The organism is Lactococcus sp. FSL K6-0773 (assembly GCF_038006485.1).
In the GTDB taxonomy this organism is placed as follows: Bacteria; Bacillota; Bacilli; order Lactobacillales; family Streptococcaceae; genus Lactococcus; species Lactococcus lactis.
In genome coordinates, this window is record NZ_JBBOVF010000001.1 from 190,016 (window position 1) to 207,839 (window position 17,824).

The 17,824-nt window shown below is 35.9% G+C and carries 16 protein-coding genes; 15 read left to right on the plus strand and 1 reads right to left on the minus strand.

Annotated elements, in window-relative coordinates; translation table 11 throughout:
• Positions 1 to 146 precede the first annotated feature (146 nt).
• From purB to uriT, 8 genes are all read left to right on the plus strand, one after another.
• Positions 147 to 1,442 carry an adenylosuccinate lyase gene (purB, locus tag MHB61_RS01010; protein ID WP_003129439.1) on the plus strand — a complete coding sequence of 432 codons (1,296 nt, stop codon included), beginning with the start codon at positions 147 to 149 and terminating at the stop codon, positions 1,440 to 1,442.
• A gap of 133 nt (positions 1,443 to 1,575) precedes the next feature.
• Positions 1,576 to 2,559 (plus strand): LacI family DNA-binding transcriptional regulator, encoded by a 984-nt coding sequence (locus MHB61_RS01015; RefSeq protein WP_003129438.1) that lies wholly within the window; start codon positions 1,576 to 1,578, stop codon positions 2,557 to 2,559.
• Positions 2,560 to 2,569: 10 nt separating this feature from the next.
• Positions 2,570 to 3,472 carry a ribokinase gene (gene rbsK / locus MHB61_RS01020; RefSeq protein WP_137016684.1) on the plus strand — a complete coding sequence of 301 codons (903 nt, stop codon included), beginning with the start codon at positions 2,570 to 2,572 and terminating at the stop codon, positions 3,470 to 3,472.
• Between the two features lie 21 nt (positions 3,473 to 3,493).
• Positions 3,494 to 3,892, plus strand: a complete 399-nt coding sequence (gene rbsD, locus MHB61_RS01025; protein ID WP_003129436.1) for a D-ribose pyranase — start codon at positions 3,494 to 3,496, stop codon at positions 3,890 to 3,892.
• Between the two features lie 18 nt (positions 3,893 to 3,910).
• Positions 3,911 to 5,389, plus strand: coding sequence for a sugar ABC transporter ATP-binding protein (locus tag MHB61_RS01030; protein ID WP_014570666.1), 1,479 nt, complete (start codon positions 3,911 to 3,913; stop codon positions 5,387 to 5,389).
• 41 nt (positions 5,390 to 5,430) lie between these two features.
• Positions 5,431 to 6,333 (plus strand): ABC transporter permease, encoded by a 903-nt coding sequence (locus MHB61_RS01035; RefSeq protein WP_003129433.1) that lies wholly within the window; start codon positions 5,431 to 5,433, stop codon positions 6,331 to 6,333.
• Between the two features lie 11 nt (positions 6,334 to 6,344).
• Positions 6,345 to 7,319, plus strand: coding sequence for a substrate-binding domain-containing protein (locus tag MHB61_RS01040; protein WP_003129432.1), 975 nt, complete (start codon positions 6,345 to 6,347; stop codon positions 7,317 to 7,319).
• A 200-nt stretch (positions 7,320 to 7,519) separates the two neighbouring features.
• Complete coding sequence (gene uriT / locus MHB61_RS01045; protein ID WP_010906068.1) at positions 7,520 to 8,950, plus strand: uridine transporter UriT; 1,431 nt, start codon at positions 7,520 to 7,522, stop codon at positions 8,948 to 8,950.
• 45 nt (positions 8,951 to 8,995) lie between these two features.
• Here uriT and MHB61_RS01050 read toward each other — a convergent pair whose 3' ends face one another.
• The gene (locus MHB61_RS01050; protein ID WP_003129430.1) at positions 8,996 to 9,679 is read right to left on the minus strand and encodes a GntR family transcriptional regulator; all 684 of its coding nucleotides are present in this window, start codon (positions 9,677 to 9,679) and stop codon (positions 8,996 to 8,998) included.
• Between the two features lie 167 nt (positions 9,680 to 9,846).
• Between MHB61_RS01050 and MHB61_RS01055 the strand changes: the two genes are divergently transcribed.
• The 7 genes from MHB61_RS01055 to MHB61_RS01085 all read left to right on the plus strand — a co-directional run bounded on the left by MHB61_RS01055 (position 9,847) and on the right by MHB61_RS01085 (position 17,823).
• Entirely contained in the window at positions 9,847 to 11,481 is a 1,635-nt protein-coding gene (locus MHB61_RS01055) for a mannitol dehydrogenase family protein (protein ID WP_003129429.1), read from the plus strand.
• A gap of 62 nt (positions 11,482 to 11,543) precedes the next feature.
• Positions 11,544 to 11,702 (plus strand): hypothetical protein, encoded by a 159-nt coding sequence (locus MHB61_RS01060; RefSeq protein WP_003129428.1) that lies wholly within the window; start codon positions 11,544 to 11,546, stop codon positions 11,700 to 11,702.
• A gap of 17 nt (positions 11,703 to 11,719) precedes the next feature.
• Positions 11,720 to 12,796, plus strand: coding sequence for a mannonate dehydratase (uxuA, locus tag MHB61_RS01065; RefSeq protein ID WP_003129427.1), 1,077 nt, complete (start codon positions 11,720 to 11,722; stop codon positions 12,794 to 12,796).
• A gap of 185 nt (positions 12,797 to 12,981) precedes the next feature.
• A complete protein-coding gene (locus MHB61_RS01070; RefSeq protein ID WP_021214416.1) occupies positions 12,982 to 14,508 on the plus strand; it encodes an MFS transporter in 1,527 nt (508 codons plus the stop codon).
• 59 nt (positions 14,509 to 14,567) lie between these two features.
• Positions 14,568 to 15,461, plus strand: coding sequence for an aldose 1-epimerase family protein (locus tag MHB61_RS01075; RefSeq protein ID WP_003129425.1), 894 nt, complete (start codon positions 14,568 to 14,570; stop codon positions 15,459 to 15,461).
• Positions 15,458 to 16,876 carry a glucuronate isomerase gene (uxaC, locus tag MHB61_RS01080; protein ID WP_003129424.1) on the plus strand — a complete coding sequence of 473 codons (1,419 nt, stop codon included), beginning with the start codon at positions 15,458 to 15,460 and terminating at the stop codon, positions 16,874 to 16,876. The genes MHB61_RS01075 and uxaC overlap by 4 nt, the downstream gene beginning before the upstream one ends.
• Positions 16,873 to 17,823 carry a sugar kinase gene (locus tag MHB61_RS01085; RefSeq protein ID WP_003129422.1) on the plus strand — a complete coding sequence of 317 codons (951 nt, stop codon included), beginning with the start codon at positions 16,873 to 16,875 and terminating at the stop codon, positions 17,821 to 17,823. Before uxaC ends, MHB61_RS01085 begins: the two co-directional genes overlap by 4 nt.
• Position 17,824: the final 1 nt, after the last annotated feature.

Sequence of the window (17,824 nt, forward strand, 5' to 3'; positions counted from 1 at the left end):
CTTTTATTAGGACAAGTAGAATGGACCAAAAGCTTTATAAGTGAAAATGTTATAATAGATAATGAAAAAGGACGCTTTGTTCATTAGAAATTAAAAATAGGATTAATTTACTGACAGCTATTCTGTCAGTAAAAAAGGAGAAAAAAGTGGTTATTAGCCGTTATTCACGTCCAGAAATGGCAGAGATTTGGTCAGAAGAAAACAAGTATAAAGCATGGCTTGAAGTCGAAATTCTTGCAGATGAAGCATGGGCAGAGCTTGGGGAAATCCCAGCAGCAGATGTGAAAAAAATTCGCGAAAATGCAACTTTTAATGTTGAACGTATTCTTGAAATTGAAAAAGAAACACGTCATGATGTGGTAGCTTTCACACGTTCTGTCAGTGAATCATTGGGTGAAGAACGCAAATGGGTTCATTATGGTCTGACATCAACAGATGTCGTTGATACAGCTTATGGTTATCTTTATAAACAAGCTAATGATATTTTGCGCAATGATCTAAAAAACTTTGCAGAAATTGTTAAAAATAAAGCTTTAGAGCATAAATACACAGTAATGATGGGTCGAACTCACGGCGTTCACGCTGAACCAACAACTTTTGGCTTGAAATTAGCGACTTGGTACAGCGAAATGAAACGAAATATTGAACGTTTTGAACGTGCTGCAAAAGCTGTTGAAGCTGGGAAAATTTCTGGTGCTGTTGGAACTTTTGCTAATATTCCTCCATTTGTAGAAGCCTATGTTTGTGAAAAATTAGGGACTCGTCCGCAAGAGATTTCAACACAAGTCTTACCACGTGATTTACATGCAGAATACTTCCAAACGTTGGCGCTCATTGCGACATCAATTGAACGCATGGCCACAGAAATCCGTGGATTACAAAAATCTGAACAACGTGAAGTTGAAGAATTCTTTGCTAAAGGTCAAAAAGGCTCGTCAGCAATGCCACACAAACGTAACCCAATTGGTTCTGAAAATATGACAGGTTTAGCCCGCGTCATTCGTGGACATGCAATTACAGCTCTTGAAGATGTTAGTCTTTGGCATGAACGTGACATTTCACACAGTTCTGCTGAACGTATCATTGCACCTGATACAACAGAATTATTGGATTATATGTTGAATCGTTTTGGGAATATCGTTAAAAATTTGACTGTTTTCCCAGAAAATATGAAGCGAAATATGGATGCGACTTTTGGCTTGATTTACAGCCAACATGTCATGTTAATGTTGATTGAAAAGGGAATGACGCGTGAAGCAGCTTACGATTTAGTTCAACCTTTGACTGCAAAATCTTGGGATGAACAAGTGATGTTTAGACCATTGCTTGAAGAAAATGAACAAATTCGTCAGTATTTGAATGATGAAGATATTGATAAAGCTTTTGATTACAATTATCATTTAACAAGAGTCGATGAAATTTTTGAGCGTGTCTTTGATTAATAAGAAAGCCTACTAAAAAGTAGGTTTTTTTGTTATTAAAACGAAATATAAAAAGGATTGACAAATTTAATGAAAACGGATACAATTATAAATGTAAATATGAGAACGTTCCCACACGTGAAAGGAGGAAGTAATGACAACAATCAAGCAAGTTGCGCTTGAAGCAGGAGTTTCAAAGTCCACTGTTTCACGTTTTATTGCTCAGAATGGCTATGTAAGTGATGAAGCCAGAGAAAAAATTGAACGAGCAATTAAAAAACTAAATTTCAGACCCAATCTTTCTGCCCAATCTTTAAAAACTAAAAAGAACCAGCTTGTTGGACTATTATTGCCAGATATCTCCAATCCTTTTTTCCCAATGCTAGCCAAAGGAGCAGAGGAATTTTTAAAAGAAAAAGGTTATCGTGTGATGCTCGGAAATATTGGTGAAAAGAATCAATCTGAGCAAGATTATTTGAAAGTTTTGATTCAAAGTAATGCTGCTGGCATCATTTCAACCCATGATTTTAAAGAAGACTTTCCTGATTTGGATATTCCAACTGTAATCGTGGACCGAGTAGGCCATAAAAGTAACTATGGTGTTTTTTCGGACAATGAGTCAGGTGGACGATTAGCAGCAAAAGTGATTGTAACAGCAGGAGCAAAAAAAGTTGCTGTAGTCAGCGGTCCTTTGAATGCCACAAATATCAATAATCGTTTTAAAGCAAGTATTGCTTATTTAAAAGAAAAACAAGTTGATTTTAAAGCTTTTTACAGTCAAAGTTATGATTTTGAAGAAATTCAGAAAGAGGCGAGAGAAGTGCTTGCCAATGAAGAAAACTTTGATAGTATTATTGCACCATCGGATATTCATGCTATGGCTTATATCCACGAAATTCATCGTTTAAATAAGAAAATTCCTGAGGATATTCAAATTATTGGTTATGACGATATTCAAATGAGCCAATTCATTTATCCAGCACTCTCAACCATTCATCAATCTGCTTATCAGATGGGGCTTGAAGCTGCTCAACTTATTTATAAAATCGCGACTGATCAAGCAATTGAGAAGTCTAAAATTGAACTCCCTGTTCATTATGTAGCGCGTGAAACAATTCGTCAAAAGAGAAAAGAATGAGGAAAAATTAATGACAAAAGTAAGTGTTATAGGAAGTATTTCAATGGATTTAGTCACAAGGACTAACCGAGTGCCGAATGCTGGAGAAACAGTATTTGGTGAAGATTTCGCTATGGTTCCCGGTGGAAAAGGAGCGAACCAAGCCGTTGCTTTTGCCAGACTTTCTCCCAATGAAGTAAGTATGATTGGAGCAGTAGGCAAGGATGCTTTTGGTGAGAGTATTTTGCAAAACTTCAAAGAAAATGCAGTTCTTTTTGAAAATGTGGGAACGGTACCACAAACAACAGGAATTGCTCAAATTACTCTCTATGATGACGATAATCGTATTATTATTATTCCAGGTGCTAATAATGAAGTTCTACCAAGTTATCTAGCAGACCTTTGGGAGAAAATTAAAGAAAGCCAACTTGTTATTCTACAAAATGAAATTCCACATGAAACAAATCTAGCGATTGCTAAATTCTGTAAAGAAAATGCGATAAATGTTCTTTATAATCCAGCTCCAGCAAGAAAAACAGATTTGGAAATGATTGATTTTGTTGATTATATCACACCGAATGAACACGAATGTAAGGAACTTTTTCCAAATTTAGCACTTGAAGAAATTCTCAAAAAATATTCAAATCGTCTGATTGTCACCTTAGGAAGTGAAGGAGTCATTTTCCACGATGGAGAGACTCTTCAAAAAATTCCTGCCATAAAAGCTAAAGTTGTAGATACAACTGGTGCAGGAGATACATTCAACGGAGCCTTTGCCTTTGGTTTGACTGAGAACTTATCAATTAGTGATTCTATCAGATTAGCTGTCGTTGCTTCTCATTTATCTATTCAAAAATTTGGCGCACAAGGCGGGATGCCAAAGCTATCAGAAGTTAAAGCAAAATTAAAAGAACTTGAAATTAATCTCTACTAAAAAAGAAAGAGAGTTAAATTTATGAAAAAAGAAGGAATACTTAATAGTGAATTAGCAAAAATTGCTGACGATTTGGGCCATACTGACCAAGTTTGTATTGGAGATTTAGGCTTACCAGTACCATCAGGTGTCAAAAAAATTGATTTAGCCCTGACCAGAGGAAAACCCAGTTTTCAAGAAGTGCTGGACATCTATTTGGAAAATATTTTAGTTGAAAAAGTCTATCTTGCTGAGGAAATAAAAGAAAATAATCCTGAACAGTTAGCGATTTTACTGACAAAATTATCAGCAGATGTTGAAATAGTTTTTGTCAGTCATGAAACCTTAAAATTAATGAATCATGAGGTCAAAGCAGTGGTGAGAACAGGAGAAAATACGCCTTATTCAAATATTATTTTACAATCAGGTGTCGCTTTGTGAAAAAGGAGGAGGTCAATTTTGAAAATAGAAATGAAGAACATTTCTAAATCATTTGGAACGAATAAAGTTCTTGAAGCAATTGATTTAACGATTAATTCAGGAGAAGTTCATGCCTTAATGGGAGAAAATGGGGCTGGAAAATCTACTTTGATGAATATTCTAACTGGTCTATTTCCAGCTTCTGGTGGGGAAATTGAGATTGACAGTGAAAAGAAAATTTTTAAAAATCCTCAGGAAGCAGAAGGATTTGGAATTAGTTTTATTCATCAGGAAATGAATACTTGGCCTGATTTAACAGTCTTAGAGAATCTTTTTTTAGGACGAGAGATAAAAAATAAATTTGGTATTTTAGATACGAAGGCCATGCGAAAAAAAGCAAATTTTGCTTTTGAACAGTTGGGAGTAAAAATTGATTTAGACAAAGAAATTGGTAATTTATCAGTTGGTCAGCAACAAATGGTTGAAATAGCTAAAAGTTTTTTGTCTGATTTAAAAATTTTGATTATGGATGAACCAACAGCAGCATTGACTGAAAGAGAAACAGAAAGATTGTTTTCAGTTATTGCTGGTCTAAAAAATCAAGGGGTTGGAATTATTTATATTTCTCATCGAATGGAAGAAATTTTTAAAATCACAGATTGTGTAACTGTCATGCGTGATGGTCTAGTCATCGATACGCAAAAGACGAAAGAAACCAACGTTGATGAATTAGTTAGAAAAATGGTTGGTCGGTCAATTACAGATTACTATCCCCCAAAAAATGCTGAAATTCGAGAAATTGTATTTGAAGCCGACCATTTATCGGCAGAATTTTTTAAAGATATTTCATTTTCAGTTCGTTCAGGTGAAATTCTCGGATTTGCAGGACTCATGGGAGCTGGTAGAACTGAGGTCATGCGAGCAATTTTTGGAATTGATAAGCTAAAATCAGGCACGATAAAAATTAATGGAAAGAGTCTAACTATCAATAACCCGGCACAAGCAATCAAAGAAGGAATTGGCTTTTTAACAGAAGACCGAAAAGATGAAGGACTTGTTCTTGATTTCTCAATAAAAGATAATATTACTCTTCCGAGTACAAAGGATTTTATTCATCATGGCCTCTTTGATGATAAAACAGCAACAACTTTTGTTAAGCAACTCTCTGAGCGTCTTAATGTTAAAGCGACAGATGAAGAACAAATAGTTGGGTCTCTATCTGGAGGAAATCAACAAAAAGTTGTCCTTGCCAAATGGATTGGCATTGCGCCAAAAGTTTTAATCTTAGATGAACCAACACGAGGAGTCGACGTGGGAGCCAAGCGTGAAATTTATCAATTAATGAATGAACTTGCTGAACGTGGTGTTCCAATTATTATGATTTCAAGTGATTTACCCGAAATTCTTGGTGTTGCAGACCGAATTGCAGTGATGCATGAAGGAGAAATAGCAGGAATTTTAGCCAAAAATGAAGCAACACAAGAAAATGTGATGCAGCTCGCAACAGGAGGACAATAAGTGTGAAAGCTCTATCTCAAAAATTCAGTTCTTTAACGACAATGATTGCTCTGATTGTTTTGATGATTATCATTACATGTATCAATCCCAACTTTATGACGGCAAATAATTTGCTAAATTTACTCTTACAAGTCACGGCTAATGGATTTATTGCCTTTGGGATGACCTTCGTAATTCTAACTTCAGGAATTGACCTGTCAGTTGGCGCAATTTTAGCCCTTTCAAGTGCAGTGTCCGCAGGTTTTATAGCCCAAGGAATGCCTTTACCGCTAGCAGTAGTCTGTGCGTTAATCATTGGTGCTTTTCTTGGAGCGATCAATGGTGCACTTATTGCCTATGGGAAATTGGCCCCTTTCATTGTAACTTTAGCTACTCAAATGGTTTACCGCGGAGCAACCCTTGTTTTTACTGATGGTAATCCAATTACTAAACACATGGATGGCTATTTCTTAGCCTATATTGGACAAGGTTATTTACTGGGTATTCCTTTCCCTGTTATTTTAATGATTCTTGTTTTCATTGTTTTATGGATTTTACTTCATAAAACAGCCTTTGGTAAATCAGTTTATGCTTTGGGTGGTAATGAAAAAGCTGCTTATATTTCAGGAATTAAACTAAATAAAGTAAAAATTGCCATTTACACTTTATCTGGAGCAATGTCCGCAATTTCTGGTTTAATCATCAGTTCTCGTTTGTCATCAGCAACGCCACAAGCAGGTTCTGGCTACGAAATGTATGCAATCGCTGCCGTTGTCCTTGGGGGAACCTCTCTAATGGGAGGAAAAGGGCGTATGTTTGGAACTATGATTGGGGTATTAATCATTGGTGTTCTAAATAATGGTTTAAATATAATTGGTGTGTCAGCCTTTTGGCAACAAGTCATCCAAGGATTAGTTATTCTCGTTGCAGTTCTTATCGATGTCATTCGTAGCAAACGGAAATAGGAGAGTTGAACATGAAATTAGTAAAAAAATTAACTTTTGCTTTTGTAGCTACTTTAGCAGTCTCAACTTTGACCGCATGTAGTCTTTATACCGGTATTCCAGGCCGTGATGGAAAGGAAAAAGTAGAAGAGGTAACGCATAAGAAACCAAATGAATTAAATATTGGTGTTTCTATTTCGACAACAAACAATCCTTATTTTGTTTCAATGAACAATGCGATTAAATCAATGGCCAAAGAAAAAAATACAAAATTAACGGTTTCTGATGCCCAAAATGATTCTGCAACACAATTAAATAATGTTCAAAATTTCATCAGCCAAAATGTGGATGCGATTTTAATTAATCCTGTAGATTCTGATGCCATTGTTCCAGCCATTAAAGCAGCCAATAATGCCCATATCCCAGTGATTGCAATGGATAGAGGATCAAATGGTGGAACAGTTTTAACAACCGTTGCCTCCGATAATGTGGCAGCTGGGAAAATGGCGGCTCAAGCCGTTGAAAAATTGGTTGGGAAAAACGTAAAAGTTCTGGAACTTTCTGGAACGCCAGGGGCTTCGGCAACAATAGACCGTGGTAAAGGGTTTAATAGTGAAGCTAAGACCTTAGGTTTAAATATATTATCCAGTCAATCAGCTAATTTTGACAGAACAACTGGTTTAAATACGACTCAAAATATGCTCCAATCTCATAAAGACGTCCAAGCAATCTTTGCGCAAAATGATGAAATGGCACTGGGAGCAGCTAAAGCTGTGCAAGCCACTGGACAAAAAATAGCTATTTTTGGAATTGATGGTGAGTCTGAAACACATGATGCCATAAAAGCAGGGACAATGACCGCAACGATTGCTCAACAACCAGCTAAAATTGGTGAAATGGCTTTGCAAGCTACCTATGATTATTATCAAGGTAAAAAAATTGCACATATGATAAATTCGCCAATCTATCTTGTGGATAAAGATAATGTTGACCAACATCAATGGTAGTATAAAAATATAAATTCTGTCGCTAGGACAGAGTTTTTTTATTTTTAAAAATAAAGATGAATAATGAATAAAAATATAAATTTGTCCAAATGACATTTTTAAACTTCGCAAAAAGTAAAATTTATAATATAATAGATAGCTGGGGCTCTTTTAGGTTTGTAAAACTAAAAAGAGTTTATCCTCTAAAAAAAGGAGAAAAAATGGGAGAAAATACTGTTCCTCAAAAATCTAGTGATAATGCGGGTTCAATAGTGGCTTTAATGGTGGCCCTATTGGTAGCAATCTTTGCTTTTCAGCTCAATGCTTCAATGCTCTCGCCTGCTTTGGTTACCATGCAGACCCAATTACACACGACAGCTTCGTCTATAGCACTAACACAAACCATCTTTTTTACAGCTGCGGCCTTATTTGCTCTATTTTTGCCTCGTTTGGCGGATTTGATTGGACGAAAAAAAGTTCTAATTGGAATGCTTACTTTGACAATGATTGGTTGTCTTATCTCAGGATTTGCTACAAATGTGGGGATTTTGATGATTGGTCGTATTTTACAAGGTGCTGCTGGCCCTGTGGTTCCGCTTTGTTTAATTATTCTGCATGTGAAAGTGCGTGATGAGAAGAGATATGCAAAATTAATGGCCATACTCACTTCAATCAATGGTGGAATTGCTGGGGTTGATGCATTAGCAGGTGGTTGGCTAGTAAGTCATGGTGGATTTCGTTCTGTATTTTTTGTTATGGGAATTACTGCGGCACTTGCTATTCTTTTAGTAAGTTTTGGAACGCAAGAGTCAACTGCAAAAGATACACCAAAAATGGATTGGAGCGGAGTCATTCTTTTAGTAGTGGCAATGGGTGCGCTCTTGAGCGCGGTGAATGCCTTGCAAGGAAGTTTTGGAAATCTTGGACTTCCTAATTGGCTTTTAGCTTCACTCTTGGCTCTTTTAGGTTTGATTTGTTTTGTTGGATTTTGGCAAGTTGAAAAACGAGTGAATCATCCAATGGTTCCTATTCATTATTTGAAACAAAGAAGAACTTGGGGGTTATTAATTACAACTCTCCTAACGATGACTGGTGTCTTTGCAATTATGAATGGTATTATTCCAGCTTTGGGTCAAGATGGTAAGTTTGGTTTGGGACTTGGGGCAGATATGGTTTCTCTTGTTACCCTTACTCCTTATGCGCTTGCTGGCTTATTCTTTGGACCTGTTTCAGGATTCTTGGCTGCACGCTTTGGCTTTACAAAAGTCCTTCGGGTTGGACTTTTAACGACGATTATCGGTATTGGTTTGGCCGTTGTTGGAGTGCTACAACCTTCAATCTGGCTTTTATTGTTGGTATCTACCTTCATTGGGATTACCTATGCTGGAATAACAAATATTATGTTAAATGGTCTGGGAATCGTGCTTTCACCAGAGGATAATCCAGGTTATCTTCCGGGCTTAAATGCAGGAATGTTTAATTTAGGAGCTGGTATCAGTTTCATTATTTTGTACGCAGTGCCAACGCTTTTACATACCAGTGTTGGTGGAAGTAGTTCTGGTTATATTTCTGGAATTGTCACAGGATTGATTCTTGTTATTATTGCTTTCTTTACTTCATTTTTAATTCCAGATTCTAAAAATGTAAAATAAATGAGTTACTTATAAAAAACTCTGTCGGAATTCCGTCAGAGTTTTCTATTCGGGTAAATTATCAAAGTATTCAGGAAAAGCTTGTAAAACTGCCATTTCTTCGTCAAACATCAAGTGCAAATGTTTGGCAGCTGCTGTGACAGCTTGTTCTCCATCATGATTTTCAACAGCGGTGAGTATTTCCTTGTGTTGCTCAATCAAGGTATTCCATGGTAAATCAGAAATCGCAAGACGTAACCAACGGAAACGATTGAACTGAATATTAATGGTTTGAAGCCAGTCCCAGACTTGGGCATGGTTAGTCATTAAATAAAAAGTTTTATGAAATTCTTCATCGGCATTAAAAAAATTGTGATATTCTGCTTTAGCAGCATATTGTTCTTGAAGTTCAATTGCATCACGCGCTTGGTTGAGTAAAAGATTATTATTCTCTAAAGCCGCGGCTTCGGAAACAATTTTGGCTTCTAAATTTTCTCGAATGAATCGAGCATTGATGGCAGCATCTAAATCAATTTTTGTGACGAAGGTTCCTGATTGAGGGATGCTGTAAATGAGTCCATCACGACGTAAACGAAGAAGTGCCTCTCTGACAGGAGTTCGGCCTAATTGCAAATCAATTTCGATATTTTTTTGTGAAATTTTTTGTCCAGGACGATATTCATTCCTGAGAATTTTGCCTGTAATTTGATTATAGGCCTGATTCTGTAGATTAAAATTCAATTCATTCATTCTGTAATTATAGAGCAGAGGGGCGGTAAAGTCAAATAATAAAGGTATTCTTTTAAAATAATGTCTTTTTTTTAATATATTCTTGACAACGGTTTCTTAAAAGTGATATACTAGTTTTCGTAGAAGAAAAACTGATATATCACTTTTTGAGATTTAAAGGAGAAATAATGGTTAAATTGCTTGATGATTATTTGATAAAGGGTGAGGAATTTAAAAAAGCAAAAATTAAAATTCCTAACTTTAATCAAGACAAAGTTATAGAGTCAACAGCTGATAATCCAGTCTGGGTCCACTTTGGTGGAGGAAATCTTTTTAGATGTTTCCATGCGGTTGTCGCCCAAGACTTACTCAATCAAGGAGAACTCAACTCAGGTCTTATTGTGGCTGAAACTTATGATGATGAGGTAATTGATAAAATCTATCGGGCATATAATAATCGTTTTCTGTCAGTGACAATGAAATCAGATGGAACTTTTGACAAAGAATTGATTGCGAGTGTTGCTGAAAGTTTTTATTTTAATGCAGAAAATACCGAGGGTTGGGCTCATTTAACAAAAGTCTTTGAAAATCCGTCTTTGCAATTGACAACTTTTTCGATTACAGAAAAAGGTTATTCACTACGGGATTCAAAAGACCAATTGACGCCTTTGGCACTTGAAGATATGCAAGGAAGAAGCAAGCCCAAAACCAATATGGGGGCCGTTACTTATCTCCTTTATGCAAGATTTAAAGCTGGTAAATTTCCGATTGCCATGGTCAGCACAGATAATTTTTCAGAGAATGGTTTGAAGTTACAAGAAGCGATTTTGACCATTGCTAAAGCTTGGGTGGAAAATGAAATCGTAGAACAAGATTTTTATGATTACCTTATCAATCCTAAAAAAGTTAGTTTCCCCTGGTCAATGATTGACCGAATTACACCCAATCCGTCTGAAAAAGTTGCAAAATTACTGACAGCTGATGGTTTTGAGGATACAGAAATTTTACATAGTCAAAAACATACAAATATTGCTCCTTTTGGTAATACGGAAGAAGTTCATTATTTGGTGATTGAAGATGCTTTCCCAAATGGCCGGCCGGCATTAGAAAAATCTGGAGTTATCTTGACTGATCGTGAAACAGTCAATGATGCTGATCAGATGAAAGTTACAGCTTGTTTGAATCCCTTGCATACTGCCTTAGCTATTTTTGGAAGTTTATTAGATTATCATTCAATTTGGGAAGAAGTTGCCAATCCAGATTTGTTAGCACTCATTAAGAATTTGGGGTATGGCGAGGCTTTACCTGTGGTTAAGAATCCGAAAATTATCAATCCGAAAGATTTTATTGACCAGTTATTGACTAAACGTTTACCAAATAAAAATATTCCAGATACACCACAGAGAATTGCGGCAGATACGTCACAAAAAATTCCTGTTCGCTATGGCGTAACAATTGGACACTATATTGCCAATCCAAGATTTTCTGTTAAAGAATTGGAATTTATTCCATTAGTCATTGCTGCTTGGTGCCGTTATTTAATCGGAATTAATGATGAGTTAGAAAGTTTCTCTCCAAGTCCTGACCCTCTTCTTGAAGAGTTGCAAGCTTTTGTTGCCGATGTAAAATTAGATGGTAGTCAGCAAGAAATTCATGAAATCCTAAAACCTATCTTATCTAATCACCAAATTTTTCCAAATGAGATGTACCAAACAGGACTAGCTCAAAAGATTGAAAATTACTTTGAGCAAATGCTTCAAGGCAAAGGAGCAGTGCTTAATACGCTACAAAATGTCCTAAAGGAACACGGAAAAAATTACTGACAGAATGTTTAATTTTGAGCTGTCAGTAAAAATACTGCTATCAGTTTTCCATTTCTGCCAAATTGAGAAAAGAAAAAACTGACCAACTTTTTAATCAAGCTTTAAATAAAGTTTTGGCAGATTTGCAAAATCAAAATTACGAAATCATTGACGTACAACTTTCAGCTGGTCTTACCGCTTGGTGGGAAGCTACAGCACGCTATTTGATTTTATATAAATAAGATAAAGGAATAAAAAAATGGAAATGACAATGCGTTGGTTTGGTTCAAATGCAGATAAGATAAAACTTTCTGAAATTGCCCAAGTTCCAGGTGTTAAAGGAGTCGTTGGAATGATTATGGACATTCCAGCGGGAGAAATTTGGCCAAAGGAGAGAATCAAAGCACTTAAAGAAGAAATCGAAGCCGCAGGTTTAACTTTAAAAGTAATTGAATCTGTCAATATTCATGATGATATCAAAATTGGCTTGCCAACTCGTGATAAATATATTGAGAATTATAAAGAAACGATTCGAAATCTTGCTGAGTTTGGGATTGAAGTGATTTGCTATAATTTTATGCCTGTATTTGACTGGTTGAAATCAGATTTGGATTATCGTTTAGCTGATAATTCACAAACTATGGCTTTTGTTGCTAGAGATATTCCAGCAAACCCTCAGGAGATAATTGACCGCGTTCAAGCAGCGGATGGTGGCTTTTCACTCCCAGGTTGGGAACCTGAAAGATTATCAGAAGTCAGAGGACTCTTTGAGGCATACAAAAATGTCGATGAGCATAAATTGCGTGAAAATTTTGCTTATTTTCTAAAAGCAATCATTCCTACATGTGAAGAAGTTGGGATTAAAATGGCGGTTCACCCTGATGACCCTCCTTATCCTATGTTTGGGCTTCCTCGGGTGGTGAAAAATCGGGAAGATTTAGATTGGATATGTAATGTTGTAGATAGTCCGTCAAACGCGATTACGCTTTGTACGGGGTCGATTGCTGAAGATCCAGCTAATAATGTCTATGAAATTATGGCTGAATTTGTCAAAAGAGACCGAATTCCTTTTGCACATGTGCGGAATATTAAATTTTTGCCAAGTGGTAAAAAAGATTTTTACGAAGCTCCTCATATGTCGGAGTATGGTTCGCTTGATATGTATAAAATAATGAAAGCCATGTATGATAATGGTTTTGATGGCTATATTCGTCCAGACCATGGTCGAATGATTTGGGGAGAAACAGGACGCCCAGGCTACGGTTTATATGACCGAGCACTTGGAGCAAGTTATCTTAATGGGCTTTGGGAGGCGCTTGAGAAAACGAATCAGTAAATAAAAATGATATGAAGAAATCTATTTTAAAGAACTTTTTGTGAAAAAAATGTGCGGAGAATACTCTCCGCTAAAATTAAAACGTTGGAGTAAGCGTTTCACAAAGTTCACAAATTAACAAAGTTTATGGAAAAATTTGTCAATTTTCACTGACAAAAATACAAAAATAGGAGAATCTGTTTAAAATGGCAGAAAAACAAAAAACTTCATGGGTTTATACCCCAAAAGCAATCAATACAAGGCGTGGTCTTCTTTACGGTTTGACTGATTTAATGGGCGGAGGCTGGAATAACATTGTTTCAGGAGTCATCTTTGTCTTTGTTCTTTCACAAGGAATTAGTCCTCTTTTTACAGGAGCAGTTTTGGGAATTGGTCGGATTATTGATGCCGTCTGGTCCCTCTTTTTTGGGGCAATTACTGACCGTTTTTATAGAACAAAATTAGGACAAAAATATGGACGACGTCATTTCTTTATTGCACTTGGCGGAATATTATTTGCGATTTTATTTCCAATGTTTTGGATTTCAACTAGCAGTTGGCAATATTATCTTTGGGTTTATGTTGCGATTGAGGTAGCGATTTCCATGATTTTAATTCCTTGGGAAACCTTGCCTACGGAAATGACGCCTGATTATAAAAAACGGACCACTCTTTCAGGGAGTCGAATGTTTATTTCAGCAACTGGAACGGCTATTGTCTTCTTTACCTTAGCTGTACTTAAGTCATTTAATAATCCTAATGCTTATCTTTATACGGGAATTACTTGGACAGTCATTTTTGTCATTGCCATTTTCACTTCATGGCGAGCAAGCTGGGAACGTCCTTTAACTCCAGAATTTCTAGCAGAATTAGATGCTCAACCCCGACTTGGATTTAGTGGATTTATGAAAAAAACAGTGACAGATTACTTTGGCACTTTCAAAAATAAATCATTCAGAAAACATTTATTGGTTTATCTCCTCTCATTTACAGGAAAAGATTTCTATTCTACACTGCTCCCAACTTTTATCGTGATTGGATTGTCCGGAACATCTGCCAATGCTCCGTGGGTTCTCCAAGCACTCTCAGCATTTGGTATTCTATCGATCATTGCCGCAGTAAAATTAATGGTCACTCGTGGTCCGAAATATTTATTTACTTTGAGTTATTTGGCGATTATTGTGGCCATGTTAGGTTATTTTGTTATCTATTTGACAGGGATTAATAATCCAATGTGGATGCTTGTGATTGTTTCCATTATTTATCAACTTGGACGAGGAATTTTAGAATTTACTCCTTGGAATGTTTTCCCTTTTATACCCGATGTTGACCGAATTTTTACACATGGCGATAAAGCGGGCGTATATGCTTCTGTTATGACTTTCTTTCGTAAATCAACAGGGGCACTTGCAACATATATTGCTGGTTGGGCTCTTGAAGAAATTGGATTTAATTCCACAACAATGACGACTCATGCAAATACACCATTAGGTATTCAACACGGAATTATGTTGATTTTCATCTTTGTTCCAATTGGCTTGTTAGCAGCCGCATTGATTGCAGCTCGCACCTTTAAACTTAATCGAGCCAATCATGATATTTTAAAAGCAGAATTACAACGTCTTGAAGAAGGAGGCTCAAAAGCTGATGTAACTCTTGAAACACGTCAGGTCGTTGAATTACTGACAGGTCACTCTTATGAAAAATGTTGGCCTGACCAAGCAGATATTTAATGACAAATGCTTAAAAGTTTACTGACAGGCGCTGTCAGTAAATTTATCGGAGAAAAACGATGGAAAATCAATTGTTAACACTAAAAAATAATGAGCTTACTGTTCAAATTAATCCAAAAGGGGCTGAATTAACTCATGTAATTGAGAATAAAAATAAATTTGATTTTATTTGGAATGGTTCTGAGTGGCCAAAACATGCCCCAATTTTATTTCCGGCTATTGGACGTTCAACTGATGATGAATATTTGCTGAACCAGAAGATTTATCCGATGCAACAACATGGTTTTGCTTCAGATTATTTCTTTGAAATTATTGACCAGAAAGAAGACCAGATAAGTTTGTCATTAAAAGATAACGAGGAAACTTATCAATCCTACCCTTTTCAATTTGAATTAAAAGTCACTTATCAACTGGTCAGTAAAAAATTGAAGATTCAATTTGAAATAAAAAATCTGTCAGTAAAAAAATTGACATTTGCCTTAGGATTTCATCCAGCTTTTAACCTATCAGCAAATTTTGAAGATTACCAGATTTCCTTTGAAACTAAGGATAAGACTTTAAAACAATTTGAAATTGTCAAAAATCCATTTCCTTATCGTTCGGGAAAAATCATAGAAATTAATAAAGCTGTCAGTAATTTTCCACTTGAAAGAGAATTCTTTGAAAAAGGGCTCGTCATTTTTGACAATAAAATCGAGGAGGTGAAACTTTTTTCACAAGAGACAGATTATCAAATGACCATGAAAATGGCGGATTTTCCTTATCTTTGCTTGTGGACAAAAGAAGACGAAAATCTTTCTTACCTCTGTATTGAACCCTTCCAAGGACTGCCTGATATTCTCAATCAAAAACAAGAACTCTTGCAAAAAGAAGGAAATATCAGCTTAAAATCAAATGAATCAAAAACTTATGAAGTTGAATTAACTTTTAATAGTAATAAAGGAGAATCATGAAATTTTTATCAGAAGATTTTTTACTAACGAATGAAAGTGCCAAGATGCTTTTTCACAAACATGCAGAAAAAATGCCAATTATTGATTATCATTGCCATCTTGAACCCGCAGAAATTTATGAAAATAAAAAATATGAAAATTTAACACAAATTTGGCTAGGTGGGGATCATTATAAATGGCGTTTGCTCCGTGCGAATGGTATTCCTGAAAAATTGATTACTGGAGATGGAGAGGATTATGAAAAGTTTTTAGCATTTGCTAAAACACTCGAAAAATCATTTGGTAATCCAATTTATGAATGGACTCATCTGGAATTAAAACGATTTTTCCATATTGATAAGTTGATTTCAAGCGAGACAGCCAAAGAAATTTGGGATGAAGCGAACCAAATGCTTGCCACAGATGATTTCAGACCACGCGCATTGATTAAAAATTCACAGGTAAAAGTTGTTTGTACAACAGATGACCCTGTTTCAACGCTTTCTTATCATAAATTATTAGCCAAAGAGGAAAAAGATTTCAAAGTTTTGCCAGCTTTAAGACCAGACCATTTAATTTCGATTACTGACGGACATTTTGCAGACTATTTGACAGAGCTGTCAGCAGTTTCTGGAATTGAAATAAAAGGTTTTAAGACGATGATTAAGGCACTTGAACAAAGATTTGAATTTTTCACAATCCTTGGTGGACGTTTGTCTGACCACTCCTTATCTACCTATACTTTTGCAGAAACTAAAAACGTGGATTTAGATTCTATCCTTCAGAAAGCCAAAGAAAATCAAACTTTAACGGACCTAGAATATAATCAATACATTACGGCATTAATCCTTGAAATTATGAAATTAAATAAAAAATTTGAATGGACAATGCAACTCCATGTTAACGTCAACCGTTCTATCAATGGCCCAGCCTTAAGTAAAATTGGTGAAAATACTGGATTTGATAGTATGGGTACTCAAGCTAATATTTCTGAGGAATTAACCAAACTCTTTAGCAAAGCAGCAGAACTTGAAACCATACCAAAAACCATTCTATACTCCCTTAATCAAAATGATTGGCTTGAATTAGTCACAATGATTGGCTGTTTTCAAGGTGAAGGAGTGCAACAATTACAACTTGGAGCTGGTTGGTGGTTCAATGACACCAAAAAAGGAATGGAAAACCAATTAGAGATTTTTGCTTCACAAAGTTTATTGTCCAATTTTGTAGGAATGTTGACAGATTCACGGAGCTTTTTAAGTTATCCACGTCATGAATATTTCCGTCGCGTCCTCTGTAATTTTGTTGGACAGTTGATTGAAAATGGTAGAATCCCTGATAATGAAGCACTTGTTGGAAAAATGATTGAAGATATTAGTTATAATAATGTGCATGATTATTTTGTATTTTTCAAAGATGAGGACTCTAATCAATGACTGAATTTATAACACTTGGCGAACCTTTAGTCGTTCTTGCCTCAGAAAATCAAGATATAAGTTTAGATGTAGCTGAGCATTTCAGCAAATATTTAGCTGGTGCGGAGCTAAATGTTGCGATTGGTTTGAGTCGTCTAGGACATAAAGGAATTTACCTTTCTAAAGTCGGAGAGGATTCATTTGGGAATTTTATTATTGAATCAGTCAAAAAAGCGGAGATTGAAACGACCTATCTCACCAAAGATAAAAACTATTCAACAGGCTTTTATTTAAAACAAAAAGTAAGTGAGGGCGACCCAAAAGTTGATTATTATCGCAAAAATTCTGCAGCGGCCAATTTATCCATTGCTGAACTAAAAGCTCTAGATTTATCAGGGATAAAAATTGCGCATCTCTCAGGAATTTTTCCAGCCCTTTCAGAAACTAGTTTAAAAACTTTTCAAGCATTCAATCAAAAATTAAATGAAGCAGATATTTTAACCATTTTCGATCCAAATTTACGACCTGTACTTTGGGATAATCAAGAAAAAATGATAAGAACAATCAATGATTTAGCAAAGCAAAGTCAAATCATTCTGCCAGGAATAAATGAAGGTGAAATCTTGACCGGTTCATCCGAACCAGAAAAAATCGCTAATTTTTACCTTGAGCAAAGCCCTCTCACAAAGATTGTAGTTGTCAAATTAGGTGCTGACGGTGCTTTTGTAAAATTAAAAAATGGTGAACAATATTTTGTTTCTGGATTTAAAGTAGCAAAAGTTGTTGATACGGTTGGAGCAGGAGACGGATTCGCCGTTGGTCTTGAGTCTGCCTTACTTGAAGGAAAAACCTTAAAAGAAGCCGTCAAGCGTGCCTGTGCCGTTGGAGCATTAGCAGTTCAAAGCTCAGGAGATAGTGAAGGTTATCCCACAAAAGAAGAATTAAAAGCATTTTACAAGGAGATGTAGT